Source organism: Streptomyces sp. 15-116A, from assembly GCF_025290915.1.
Lineage (GTDB): Bacteria > Actinomycetota > Actinomycetes > Streptomycetales > Streptomycetaceae > Streptomyces.
On the sequence record NZ_JAOCQE010000046.1, the window covers coordinates 1 to 12,157 of the forward strand.

Below are 12,157 nucleotides of genomic sequence, written 5' to 3' on the forward strand. Positions count from 1 at the left end.
GGGCCGCAGGCGCGTACGGCGGGAAGGGGACGGGGCGGTGGTGTCTGCCCGCAGCGGCTGGCGCGTCCGCGCCCGTACTCCGTTGAGTTACCTATTTCGCGCCAGACCGAGGACGGACACCATCGCCCCGGCCCCGACTCACCCACCCACCGTGGGCGCTACGCGCACCCCCACCGGAGGGACAGCGGCGCCGCAGGCATCCACCCACGGCGCGCAACCCGCTACTCCTCCTCAGCCCCCGACTCCGCATCCGCATCCGCATCCGCATCCGACACGCTCTCCGCCCCCCCGGCCTCCAGCAACCGCACCAACTGCCGCCCAGTGATCCGCCGGAACTTCCGCTTCTGCGGCCGCGTCCGATCCAGCACCGCCACCTCCAGCCGCTCCGCGGGAATCTCCCGCTCACTGCCATTGGTGTCCCGCGACAACGCCTGCACCGCCAGCCGCAGCGCCTCCGCCAGCGTCATCCCGTCCCGATGCCGCTGATCCAGGTACCCGCTGATCTGCTCCGCGTTACCCCCCACCGCCACCGAGCCATGCTCATCCACGATCGACCCGTCATGCGGCAACCGATAGATCTGGTCCTGCTCCGGGGTCTCCCCGACCTCGGCCACCACCAGCTCCACCTCGTACGGCTTCTCCCCCGCACTCGAGAAGATCGTCCCCAGCGTCTGCGCGTACACGTTCGCCAGACCCCGAGCCGTCACATCGTCCCGGTCGTAGGTGTAGCCCCGCAGATCGGCATACCGCACCCCACCGATCCGCAGATTCTCGTACTCGTTGTACTTACCGGCCGCGGCAAACCCGATCCGGTCATAGATCTCGCTGAACTTGTGCAGCGCACGGGACGGATTCTCACCGACGAACACAATCCCGTCGGCATACTGCAGCACCACCAGGCTGCGCCCCCGGGCAATGCCCTTGCGGGCGTACTCCGCCCGGTCGGCCATCGCCTGCTGAGGTGAGACATAGAACGGCGTCGACACCGGTTACCCGTCCCTTTCTGTCGAAGTCACTGGATCACCCACACCAAAACGGACAACAACCGCACGCCGACCGGCTAAAGCAGCGCCGCCCGCGGCCCGTCCGGCTGCTCCAGCCGCCGCTCCAGCACGGACCGCGCGATCTCGGACGACTCGTCCTCGGTCAGCCGGCGGAAACCGTCCTCGGTGATCACGGTGACAATCGGATAGATCCGGCGCGCGACATCGGGACCACCGGTCGCCGAGTCGTCGTCGGCCGCGTCGTACAGCGCCTGCACCACCAGCGTGGTGGCCTCGGCCTCACTCAGATCGTCCCGGTAGAGCTTCTTCATCGCACCGCGCGCGAAGATCGACCCGGACCCCGTGGCCGCGAAGCCCTGCTCCTCGGAACGCCCGCCGGTGACGTCGTAGGAGAAGATCCGCCCCTTCTCCCGGTCCACGTCGTACCCGGCGAACAGCGGGACCACGGCCAGACCCTGCATCGCCATGCCGAGATTCGAACGGATCATGGTCGACAGCCGGTTCGCTTTACCTTCCAGCGACAGCTGAACGCCCTCGACCTTCTCGAAGTGCTCCAACTCCAGCTGGAACAGCTTCACCATCTCCACGGCCAGGCCCGCCGTACCGGCGATGCCCACCGCCGAGTATTCGTCGGCCGGGAACACCTTCTCGATGTCCCGCTGCGCGATGACGTTCCCCATGGTCGCCCGCCGGTCACCGGCGAGCACGACACCGCCGGGGAACGTCACCGACACGATGGTCGTCCCGTGCGGCGCCTCGATCGCCCCCTGCACCGGCGGCAACGACCGCTTCCCCGGCAGCAGCTCCGGCTGGTGCTCGGAGAGGAAGTCCATGAAGGAGGAAGACCCTGGCGTCAGGAAGGCAGCTGGTAGACGCCCGGTGCTACGAGTGTTGGCTTCCACGAAGTTCCTTCCAAGTAGGCGGCAGCCCGACGAACAGCGTCGGGATCATCTCCCAACTTGCCGATGGCCGAATTGCAGTTGAAGCACAGTACGCCACGGACCTTACCCGTCTTGTGGCAGTGATCCACATGGACGGCGGGAGCCTTCAGACAGATCACACACAGCCCCCGGCACGCCCGGCAGCGTGTCGACAGCCCGTCCGACGCGGTGGCATTACGGTGCCATTCGCTGTGGGGTTTGATCTCGCCGCACATCCGGCAGAGCTTGTGCCCGTCAGGCACGTCCACCTTCTCGCGGACCGTCCTGCCCCTGGCCTCCTGGCGTCGCCGGTAGTACTCGGCCGCGCATTCGCGGCAATTGGCCTGTAGCCCATCAGGCCGTGACCCGTTACGCGCGAATGCGCTCGCCGGGAGGATCTCCTGGCAGGCCGAGCACTTCTTCCATCCCCCGCTGTTCACGTATGTGACCTACTGTCCACCCTTTTGAACGAAGGAGCGCACGAAGTCCTCGGCGTTCTCCTCCAAGACGTCGTCGATCTCGTCCAGGACGGAGTCCACGTCGTCCGACAGCTTCTCCTGCCGCTCCTTCAGGTCCTCCGAAGCCTGCGTCTCCGCCGCCTGCTCCTCGACCTCTTCCGTGGACCGCGTGGCCTTCTGCTGCCCGCCGCCGGTGTCCTTGGTCGCCATCACCCTCACCCCGCTCGGTTCGCCCGACACAGTTGCTCGGTCAAGATCAGACCCTACAAGCCGGGTCCGACAATGGCCCCGCAGTTGCTCCAACGTACGGGGACCACCTCGATGATTCCCGGGCCAGGGATTTTCCACCCTGTCCGGCCGGTCCTTCCGGAGAGCCCGGGTACCCCGCATACCCGGTCAGCCCTCGGCTCACCCCCCGGACAGCACCCTGACCAGGTCTTCCGCCGTGCGGCACCGGTCCAGCAGCTCCTTGACGTGATTACGCGTTCCGCGAAGCGGTTCCAGGGTTGGCACCCGCTGAAGCGAGTCCCGCCCCGGCAGATCGAAGATCACCGAGTCCCAGGAGGCCGCCGCCACGTCGTCCGCGTACTGCTCCAGGCACCGCCCGCGGAAGTACGCCCGGGTGTCCTCAGGCGGCTTCGTACGGGCCTTCTCGACCTCCGCCTCGTCGAGGAGGCGCTTCATCCGGCCCCGGGCCACCAGACGGTTGTAGAGGCCCTTGTCGGGGCGTACGTCGGCGTACTGCAGGTCCACCAGGTGCAGCCGGGCCGCGTCCCAGTCGACGCCGTCCCGGCGCCGGTAGCCCTCCATGAGCTCCCGCTTGGCGACCCAGTCCAGCTCGCCGGCCAGGCTCATCGGGTCGTTCTCCAGCCGCGTGAGGGTGTCCTCCCAGCGGGCCAGGACGTCCTTGGTCTGGTCGTCGGCGTCGGCCCCGAAGCGCTCCTCGACGTACTTGCGGGACAGCTCGAAGTACTCCATCTGGAGCTGCACCGCGGTGAGCGTGCGCCCGCTGCGCAGCGTGACGAGCCGCTTGAGCGACGGGTCGTGCGAGACCTGGTGCAGCGTGCGCACCGGCTGGTCGACCGCCAGGTCCACCGCGATGAAGCCGTCCTCGATCATCGACAGCACCAGCGCCGTCGTGCCCAGCTTCAGGTACGTCGAGATCTCCGACAGGTTCGCGTCGCCGATGATCACGTGCAGCCGGCGGTATTTCTCGGCGTCGGCGTGCGGCTCGTCGCGGGTGTTGATGATCGGGCGTTTCAGCGTCGTCTCCAGGCCCACCTCGACCTCGAAGTAGTCGGCGCGCTGGCTGAGCTGGAAGCCGTGTTCGTGGCCGTCCTGGCCGATGCCGACGCGGCCGGCGCCGGCGAAGACCTGGCGGGAGACGAAGAAGGGGGTCAGGTGGCGCACGATGTCCGAGAAGGGGGTCTCCCGCTTCATCAGGTAGTTCTCGTGCGTGCCGTAGGACGCGCCCTTGTTGTCGGTGTTGTTCTTGTAGAGGTGGATCGGCTGGGCCCCGGGCAGCTGGGCGGCGCGTTCGGCGGCCTCGGCCATGATCCGCTCGCCGGCCTTGTCCCAGAGCACGGCGTCGCGCGGGTTGGTGACCTCGGGGGCGCTGTATTCGGGGTGGGCGTGGTCGACGTAGAGCCGTGCGCCGTTGGTGAGGATCACGTTGGCGAGGCCGATGTCCTCGTCGGTGAGCTGGCTGGCGTCGGCGGCCTCGCGGGCGAGGTCGAAGCCTCGCGCGTCGCGCAGCGGGTTCTCCTCCTCGAAGTCCCAGCGGGCCCGGCGGGCCCGGTGCATCGCGGCCGCGTAGGCGTTGACGATCTGGGACGAGGTGAGCATGGCATTGGCGTTGGGGTGGCCGGGGACGGAGATCCCGTACTCCGTCTCGATGCCCATTACTCGCCGTACGGTCATGCGGCCCTCCTTGCCCGGCGGCGTCCCCGGTCGGGGGCGCTGCTGTACCGCTGGCGCTCAGATGCGTGTGCGGTGCCCGTCCCCGCACTGCGCGACTCGGCGGTACGGAAGAGCCTAGAACGCCTTTGCGCTGGTGGGGAGATCATTTGCGTCATTGCTGTGCTCCAGCCGTGGCCCGAAAAACAGTCGGCTGCGGGTACCCGCTGAGGGCACCCGCAGCCGCCCTGGCTTTTACAGGTACTGACCGGTGTTCGCCACCGTGTCGATGGAGCGTCCGGTGTCCGCGCCCTGCTTTCCGGTGATGAGGGTGCGGATGTAAACGATCCGTTCGCCCTTCTTTCCGGAGATACGGGCCCAGTCGTCCGGGTTGGTGGTGTTGGGCAGGTCCTCGTTCTCCTTGAACTCGTCCACGCAGGCCTGGAGCAGGTGGGAGACGCGGAGGCCCTTCTGGTTCTTCTCGAGGAAGTCCTTGATCGCCATCTTCTTGGCGCGACCGACGATGTTCTCGATCATGGCGCCGGAGTTGAAGTCCTTGAAGTAGAGGACTTCCTTGTCACCGTTGGCGTAGGTGACCTCCAGGAAGCGGTTCTCCTCGGATTCCGCGTACATCTGTTCCACGGCGGTCTGGATCATGCTTTCGACCGTCGTGGTCTTGTCTCCGCCGTGCTCGGCGAGGTCGTCGGCGTGCAGCGGGAGACGTTCGGTGAGGTACTTGCCGAAGATGTCCTTGGCGGCTTCCGCGTCCGGACGTTCGATCTTGATCTTCACGTCGAGCCGGCCGGGCCGCAGGATGGCGGGGTCGATCATGTCCTCGCGGTTGGAGGCGCCGATGACGACCACGTTCTGCAGGCCTTCCACGCCGTCGATCTCGGCGAGCAGCTGCGGGACGATGGTGTTCTCCACGTCCGAGCTGACGCCGGAGCCGCGGGTGCGGAAGAGGGACTCCATCTCGTCGAAGAAGACGATGACGGGGGTGCCCTCGCTGGCCTTCTCCCGGGCCCGCTGGAAGACCAGGCGGATCTGCCGCTCGGTCTCGCCGACGTACTTGTTCAGCAGCTCGGGGCCCTTGATGTTGAGGAAGAAGCTCTTGCCGGCGGCCTGGCCGGTGACCTCGGCGACCTTCTTGGCCAGCGAGTTGGCGACGGCCTTGGCGATGAGCGTCTTGCCGCATCCGGGCGGTCCGTAGAGCAGGACGCCCTTGGGCGGGCGCAGTTCGTGCTCCTTGAACAGGTCCGGGTAGAGGTACGGCAGCTCGACCGCGTCGCGGATGGCCTCGATCTGGTTGCCGAGGCCGCCGATCTGCTCGTAGCCGATGTCGGGGACTTCTTCGAGGACGAGCTCCTCGACCTCGCTCTTGGGGACGACCTCGTAGACGTACCCGGAGCGCGGTTCCAGGAGCAGGGCGTCACCGGCGCGGATGGTGGCGTCCAGCAGCGGCTCGGCGAGCCGCACCACCCGTTCCTCGTCGGTGTGCCCGAGCACCAGGGCGCGCTCGCCGTCCTCGAGGATCTCCTTGAGGGTGACGATGTCGCCGACGCGCTCGAACTCCATGGCCTCGACCACGTTGAGCGCTTCGTTGAGCATCACTTCCTGGCCGCGCCTGAGCTCGTCGAGCTCGACGCTGGGGCTCACGTTCACGCGGAGCTTGCGGCCGCCGGTGAAGATGTCGGCGGTGCCGTCCTCGTTCGCGGCGAGGAAGACTCCGAAGCCGGCCGGGGGCTGGGCGAGCCGGTCGACCTCTTCCTTGAGGGCCACGATCTGGTCGCGGGCCTCACGGAGCGTGTTGGCGAGTCGCTCGTTCTGGGCGGATACGCCGGCCAGGTTGGTCTGCAGCTCGACGATCCGCTCTTCGAGAATCCTCGTGTGTCGCGGAGAGTCGGCGAGCTTGCGTCGCAGGACGGCGATCTCCTGCTCAAGGTAGGCAATCTGCCCGGCCGGGTCGTCGGACCCGCGTCCCGGGCGGATGCCGCGGTTCATGTCGTCGTCGTGGGCTGCCACGGTCCTCACCTCCTCCAAGGGGAGCTGGACGCTTCCAGACCCTACCTGGGCGGGTGTCGATTGAAACCCCTAGATCACAAAGACGGTCGGGGTGTGTCCGATCTTCACCCTTGCGCTCTCCCTCACGCCAGGGGAATACCCACCGAAGATGATTGGAACCCAGGCGGAGGTAGGGTCGAAGTGTTCAACACCCGTCGGAGCTGGCCGGATTCCCGTCCGGCTCGACGCAGGAGACGGCAGGAGAGATGAGCGTGCAGCAGGAGGCCGGAGTCGGCGGCGAGGCCCTGGAGGTCTGGATCGACCAGGACCTGTGTACCGGTGACGGCATCTGCGCCCAGTACGCGCCGGAGGTGTTCGAGCTGGACATCGACGGTCTGGCCTATGTGAAGGGCGCGGACGACGAGCTTCTGCAGGACAAGGGGGCGGCAACGCCCGTACCGCTGCCGCTTCTCACGGATGTGATCGACTCGGCGAAGGAGTGTCCGGGCGAGTGCATCCACGTGCGTCGCGTTTCGGACAGTGTCGAGGTGTACGGCCCGGACGCCGGGTGACCGGTACGGCACGGTCGGTCACCGCTGTCTGATTGGTCACACGCTGCGGGCGTCGGCGGGGCCGGTGCGCACGAACGCGCCGTCGTCCCACTGCCATTTCACGTTCTCGCGCACATCGGGGCAGCAACTGGGCACGTCGGCGGAGGAGTAGCCGAGGACGGTGGCGGTGATGACGCCGTCGCGCACGGCGAAGTCGTCGACGTTGGTGCGGTCCTTGGGGTCGACAAGGGTGGCCACGACGCGCGGCTCGGTACTGCCGGCGGCCTGGGTGAGGACGTACATGCCGTCGGGCGGGGTGCCCATGGGGGCGTCGCAGTGGACCGCGGCGACCGTCTCGGGGCGTCCGTCGCCGTCGAGGTCGCCGGACGCCTTCTTCTTCACGACGAGTTTCACGGGCCCGCAGTCGAGGGGGAACTCGGCGCTGTCCGCGTCGGGCGGGGCGATGTGCGCGGGGGCGCTCTTGGTCCGGGCGCCGGGCGTCTGGGCGGCGGTGGCGGCGTCGGGCTGGACGACGGAGGAGAGCGCCACGACTCCGGCGACGGCCGTGGCGGTGGCGACCCAGTGGATGGGCCGGGTGTGCGTGTGGGCGAGCTCCGGGACGGCGGATGGCTGCACGAGGAGGGTCTCCTGTGAGGGCTGTGCCGGTGGGGGTGGCCAGCATCGTGCCACACGTCACAGTGCGGGGGAACGGCGGGGTGTGGAGTTACGGTTCGGGGTTTCGGCGCGGGTTGTGCGGGGACGGCGCGGGTGGCCTGCGTCAACGCGGCGGCGCCGTGACGCAGTTCCTTCGGGCTTTCGGGAACTGCGGCACGGCGCCGGTGCGTTGACGGTTCGACGAGCGGCGTCAGCGGGCGGCGCCTCCGTCGGCGTTGGGGCCCGCGTAGTCCTCGCCGTAGGCGCCCTTGGCGGGGCGTCGGCGGCGCATGGGGGGTTCGACTCCGTCGGCGAGCCGGCGGGCGGTGAGCAGGAAGCCGGTGTGGCCGATCATCCGGTGGTCCGGGCGGACGGCCAGACCCTCGATGTGCCAGTTGCGGATCATCGTCTCCCAGGCGGTCGGCTCGTTGAAGCAGCCGATCTCGCGGATGGACTCGACGGTCCGGGCGAGCTGGGTGGTGGTGGCGACGTAGCAGCAGAGGATGCCGCCGGGGACGAGTGCCTTGGAGACGGCGTCCAGGCATTCCCAGGGGGCGAGCATGTCGAGGATGACGCGGTCGACGTCCGTGTCGGACAGGTTGTCCTGGAGATCGCCGACGGTGAGCTGCCAGGCGGGGTGCGGGCCGCCGAAGTAGCGCTCGACGTTCTGCTTGGCGATCTCCGCGAAGTCCTCGCGGCGCTCGTAGCTGTGCAGCATGCCCTGGTCGCCGATGGCACGCAGCAGGAAGCTGCTGAGCGAGCCGGAGCCGACGCCGGCCTCGACGACACGCGCGCCGGGGAAGATGTCGGCGAAGGCGAGGATCTGCCCCGCGTCCTTCGGGTAGACGACGGCTGCCCCGCGGGGCATGGACAGGACGTAGTCGGGGAGCAGGGGGCGCAGCGCGAGGTAGGCGACGTTACCGGTGGTGCGGACAACGCTGCCCTCGGGTGCGCCGATCAGTTCGTCGTGCGGGAAGGAACCCTTGTGGGTGTGGAAGTTCTTCCCGGCTTCGAGCGTGAACGTGTAGTGGCGGCCCTTGGGGTCGGTCAGCTGTACCTGGTCCCCGACCTTGAAGGGCCCGCGTCGGCGGGCGGCACCGGTCGGTTCGGACATGTGCCCAAGCCTAACCGCTCGCCGGGGTCGCTCCGACCAGGGTTCAGCTGGGCCTCGCCATCGCCTTGACGAAGGCGCGTTCCACGTCCGCCGCCGAGAGGACTCCGTAGATCTCGCCGGTGTTCTCGACGACCAGGTACTCGGTGGCGGGGGTCGCCCGGAGGGCGTCGAGGAGTTCTTCGCCGGACAGTTCGGCGGAGACGCGCATGCCGTCGGTGAGGTCCTGGGCGAGGGTGCCGACGGGGACCCACGGGCGGCGGTGCTCGGGTACGCCGACGATGGCGGCCTCGCGGACCAGGGCGAGGGGGTTGCCGTCGGCGTCGACGACGACGAGGGCGCGGGCTCCGGCGGCGTTGGCGCGGCGCAGGGCCTCGGACAGGGGCGTGTCGGTCTCCACCGGGACGGCTCGGCGGGTGAGGGCGCGGGCGCGCAGTTCGGGGAGGTGTTCGCGCAGGCGGGCCATGCGCAGGCTGTTGCCGGCGCCGGTCCAGATGATCGCGGCGAGGATGGCGGCGAGCAGGGCGTCCAGGACGGTGTCCATGCCGACGCTGTCCTCGGCGGCGGAGCCGAGCGCTCCGGACTGGGTGAGCAGCGGGAGGCCGACGAGGACGGAGACGGCGAGGGCGCGGCCGACCCAGGCGGCGGCGATGGTGCCGGTCATGGGCTTGCCGCTGAGTTTCCAGACGACGGCGCGGAGCATGCGGCCGCCGTCGAGGGGCAGGCCGGGGAGCAGGTTGAACGCGGCCACGATGAGGTTGGAGATCATCAGGCCGGCCAGCAGGACGCCGGGGACGGTGCCGGGGTCCACGGCGAGCAGGGCGAGATAGAAGAGGCCGGACAGGACGAGGGAGAGCAGCGGGCCGACGAAGGCCAGCACGAACTCGCGGCCGGGGGTCTCGGCCTCCTTCTCGATCTCGGAGACGCCGCCGAAGAACTGGAGCTGGATGCGGCGGACCGGGAGTTTGAAGCGGAGGGCGGCGAGGGTGTGGGCGAGTTCGTGGACGAGGACGGAGGCGTAGAAGGCGACGGCGAAGAAGAGGGAGACGAGGTAGCTGGCGGCGCCGAGCTCGGGCAGCACGCGGTCGACCTGGCCGCCGAACACCCAGGTGATGAGGATGGCGACGAGGAACCAGCTGGGCGCCACGTACACGGGCACGCCGAAGGGCCGCCCCATCAGCAGCCCGCCACGCTTCGGCACGTCCGGCGCGCTTCCCTTGGCGGCGGTGTCGCCGGAAGGTGCGGGGGTCCGCTCGGCGGGTCGGTGGGGGGCGGGGCCCTGCTCGGCAGAGGTGTGCCGGGGTGCTGCGCGGTGGTCGGGGGTCGGAGCAGGAACGTCGTGGGCGGTGCCGGGAGCGGTCGTACCCGCCCGGTTCCCCGACTCGACGGGGGCTGCGGGCGTGGTGTCCGCGGCTTCGGGACCGGTCGAGTCATCCCTGTCGGTCTCGCGGGGCTCCTGTCCCTCGCCGGAAGACCCGGCGCCACCGCGCACAGGACGCCCGTCGCTCTGCGAGACGTCCTCCGGGGCTGCGGAGGCACCGTCCTCGGGATGTGGGCCGGCGGCGTGCGTGGGGATGTCGTCGCCCGGGGTCGGAGGGGGCTCCGGGTGGTGTTCGGGCGACCTGTCGTTGCCGGGCCGCGGCTGCCCGCGCCCGCCGCTTACGTCCACCGGTGTCCCCTCGTTCGCTGCGTCTCCCGCGCCTGCCGGACGGGAGGGTCTCGAGTCGATGGTATGCGGCCGTCGCCGCCCGTTTCGCCTCGGCACCCCTGTCGTTCTCCGTCCCGCGCCGCGCCTGCTCCTCCCCTCCTTCCCCTTCTCACCCCACCGTCACGCCGGCCACCGCACGGGTCACTGTCAGTGCGGGGCCGTATGGTCTGTGGTCATGGAGACGAGCACCGAGGGCGCGGAGCAGCGCGAGGACAGCGCGGTCATGCCGCAGGAGCAGCCGGTCGTGGTGGCCGAGGCCGCGGCCATACCGCCTGCCTCGCTGTCTCCCTCGCGTGCGAGCGACTTCATGCGGTGTCCGCTGCTGTACCGGTTCCGGGTGATCGACCGGCTGCCGGAGAAGCCGAGCGAGGCGGCGACGAGGGGCACGCTGGTGCACGCGGTGCTGGAGCGGCTCTTCGACGCCCCGGCGTCCGAGCGGACCGCGCCGCGGGCGAAGGCGCTGATCCCGGCGCAGTGGGACCGGCTTCGGGAGTCCCGGCCGGAGGTCGTGGAGCTGTTCGCGGACGATCCGCGGGGCGAGCGGCTGGCGCGCTGGCTGACGGAGGCGGAGGCGCTGGTCGAGCGGTGGTTCACGCTGGAGGATCCGAGCCGGCTGGAGCCCGCCGAGCGGGAGCTGTTCGTCGAGGCCGAGCTGGACTCGGGGCTGCTGCTGCGCGGCATCATCGACCGCGTGGACGTGGCGCCCACCGGCGAGGTGCGCATCGTCGACTACAAGACCGGCAAGGCCCCCCGCCCGGAGTACGCGGAGGACGCCCTGTTCCAGATGAAGTTCTACGCGCTGGTGGTGTGGCGGCTGAAGCGGGTCGTCCCGCGCCGGCTGCAGCTGGTGTATCTCGGCAGCGGTGACGTGCTGACGTACGACCCGGTCCCGGCCGATCTGGAGCGGGTGGAGCGCAAGCTGCTGGCGCTGTGGGAGGCGATCCGCACGGCGACGGAGACGGGCGACTGGCGGCCGCGGCCGACGAAGCTGTGCGGCTGGTGCGACCACCAGGCGCACTGCCCGGAGTTCGGCGGCACTCCCCCGCCCTATCCGCTGCCGGTGAGGGCGGCTGAGTCCGGCGGGGCCCAACAGGGCAGAATGGGGCCGGACTAGCGAGAAGGAGACTTACGTGGCCATCCGCGTCCTACTGGTCGACGACCAGCCGCTGCTGCGTACGGGCTTCCGGATGATCCTGGAGGCGGAGCAGGACATCGCGGTCGTCGGCGAGGCCGGTGACGGCCTCCAGGCCCTGGACCAGGTGCGGGCGCTGCAGCCCGATGTGGTGCTGATGGACATCCGCATGCCGCGGATGGACGGGGTGGAGGCGACCCGGCAGATCACCGGCCCCGAGCGGAACGGCCCGGCGAAGGTGCTGGTGCTGACGACGTTCGATCTGGACGAGTATGTGGTGGAGGCGCTGAAGGCGGGGGCCAGTGGCTTTCTGCTGAAGGACGCGCCGGCCAACGAGCTGGTGCAGGCGATCCGGGTGGTGGCGGCCGGCGAGGCGATGCTGGCGCCGAGCATCACCCGGCGGCTGCTCGACAAGTACGCCACACATCTGCCCTCGGGTGACGAGCCGGTGCCGGACACGCTGCACACGCTGACCGACCGTGAGGTCGAGGTGCTGAAGCTGGTGGCACGGGGTCTGTCGAACGCGGAGATCGCCGCGGATCTGTTCGTCAGTGAGACGACCGTCAAGACGCACGTGGGCCATGTGCTGACGAAGCTGGGCCTGCGGGACCGGGTGCAGGCGGCGGTGTACGCGTACGAGAGCGGCCTGGTGCGTCCCGGCGCGCAGTGACTCGCACGTAGCTCTCGGCGGTTCTCGGACCATGGCGAAGGGCGCCCCCTCC

12 protein-coding genes are annotated in these 12,157 nt (G+C 69.5%); 3 read left to right on the forward strand and 9 right to left on the reverse strand.

Annotated features, from left to right (window positions below):
• Positions 1–221 precede the first annotated feature (221 nt).
• The 6 genes from prcA to arc all read right to left on the reverse strand — a co-directional run bounded on the left by prcA (position 222) and on the right by arc (position 6,300).
• Positions 222–986 carry a proteasome subunit alpha gene (gene prcA, locus N4P33_RS11245; protein ID WP_260826216.1) on the reverse strand — a complete coding sequence of 255 codons (765 nt, stop codon included), beginning with the start codon at positions 984–986 and terminating at the stop codon, positions 222–224.
• A gap of 74 nt (positions 987–1,060) precedes the next feature.
• Positions 1,061–1,906 (reverse strand): proteasome subunit beta, encoded by an 846-nt coding sequence (prcB, locus tag N4P33_RS11250; RefSeq protein WP_260826217.1) that lies wholly within the window; start codon positions 1,904–1,906, stop codon positions 1,061–1,063.
• Positions 1,858–2,364, reverse strand: a complete 507-nt coding sequence (locus N4P33_RS11255) for an endonuclease VII domain-containing protein (RefSeq protein WP_260826218.1) — start codon at positions 2,362–2,364, stop codon at positions 1,858–1,860. The genes prcB and N4P33_RS11255 overlap by 49 nt, the downstream gene beginning before the upstream one ends.
• Positions 2,365–2,373: 9 nt before the next feature.
• On the reverse strand, positions 2,374–2,592 hold the full coding sequence (locus N4P33_RS11260; protein WP_019757212.1) for a ubiquitin-like protein Pup: 219 nt from the start codon (positions 2,590–2,592) through the stop codon (positions 2,374–2,376).
• Between the two features lie 198 nt (positions 2,593–2,790).
• A complete protein-coding gene (gene dop / locus N4P33_RS11265) occupies positions 2,791–4,302 on the reverse strand; it encodes a depupylase/deamidase Dop (RefSeq protein ID WP_399029235.1) in 1,512 nt (503 codons plus the stop codon).
• A 231-nt stretch (positions 4,303–4,533) separates the two neighbouring features.
• Positions 4,534–6,300: a proteasome ATPase gene (arc, locus tag N4P33_RS11270; RefSeq protein WP_260826219.1), complete on the reverse strand. Its 1,767-nt coding sequence runs from the start codon at positions 6,298–6,300 to the stop codon at positions 4,534–4,536.
• A 245-nt stretch (positions 6,301–6,545) separates the two neighbouring features.
• Here arc and N4P33_RS11275 point away from each other — a divergent pair, with 245 nt between their 5' ends.
• A complete protein-coding gene (locus N4P33_RS11275) occupies positions 6,546–6,851 on the forward strand; it encodes a ferredoxin (protein ID WP_260826220.1) in 306 nt (101 codons plus the stop codon).
• 36 nt (positions 6,852–6,887) lie between these two features.
• Here N4P33_RS11275 and N4P33_RS11280 read toward each other — a convergent pair whose 3' ends face one another.
• The 3 genes from N4P33_RS11280 to N4P33_RS11290 all read right to left on the reverse strand — a co-directional run bounded on the left by N4P33_RS11280 (position 6,888) and on the right by N4P33_RS11290 (position 10,264).
• Entirely contained in the window at positions 6,888–7,466 is a 579-nt protein-coding gene (locus N4P33_RS11280; protein WP_260826221.1) for a hypothetical protein, read from the reverse strand.
• Positions 7,467–7,695: 229 nt separating this feature from the next.
• Positions 7,696–8,598: a tRNA (adenine-N1)-methyltransferase gene (locus tag N4P33_RS11285; RefSeq protein WP_260826222.1), complete on the reverse strand. Its 903-nt coding sequence runs from the start codon at positions 8,596–8,598 to the stop codon at positions 7,696–7,698.
• A 43-nt stretch (positions 8,599–8,641) separates the two neighbouring features.
• The gene (locus tag N4P33_RS11290) at positions 8,642–10,264 is read right to left on the reverse strand and encodes a site-2 protease family protein (protein ID WP_260826223.1); all 1,623 of its coding nucleotides are present in this window, start codon (positions 10,262–10,264) and stop codon (positions 8,642–8,644) included.
• Between the two features lie 214 nt (positions 10,265–10,478).
• Here N4P33_RS11290 and N4P33_RS11295 point away from each other — a divergent pair, with 214 nt between their 5' ends.
• A complete protein-coding gene (locus N4P33_RS11295; protein ID WP_260826224.1) occupies positions 10,479–11,417 on the forward strand; it encodes a RecB family exonuclease in 939 nt (312 codons plus the stop codon).
• Positions 11,418–11,433: 16 nt separating this feature from the next.
• Positions 11,434–12,105, forward strand: coding sequence for a response regulator transcription factor (locus N4P33_RS11300; RefSeq protein ID WP_260826225.1), 672 nt, complete (start codon positions 11,434–11,436; stop codon positions 12,103–12,105).
• Positions 12,106–12,157: the final 52 nt, after the last annotated feature.

Bases quoted from the DNA above. Each gene is read 5' to 3' on its own strand.
- N4P33_RS11295 (WP_260826224.1), top strand. From the start codon at position 10,479: ATGGAGACGAGCACCGAGGGCGCGGAGCAGCGCGAGGACAGCGCGGTC.
- N4P33_RS11285 (WP_260826222.1), bottom strand. From the start codon at position 8,598: ATGTCCGAACCGACCGGTGCCGCCCGCCGACGCGGGCCCTTCAAGGTC.
- dop (WP_399029235.1), bottom strand. From the start codon at position 4,302: ATGACCGTACGGCGAGTAATGGGCATCGAGACGGAGTACGGGATCTCC.
- N4P33_RS11260 (WP_019757212.1), bottom strand. From the start codon at position 2,592: ATGGCGACCAAGGACACCGGCGGCGGGCAGCAGAAGGCCACGCGGTCC.
- N4P33_RS11275 (WP_260826220.1), top strand. From the start codon at position 6,546: ATGAGCGTGCAGCAGGAGGCCGGAGTCGGCGGCGAGGCCCTGGAGGTC.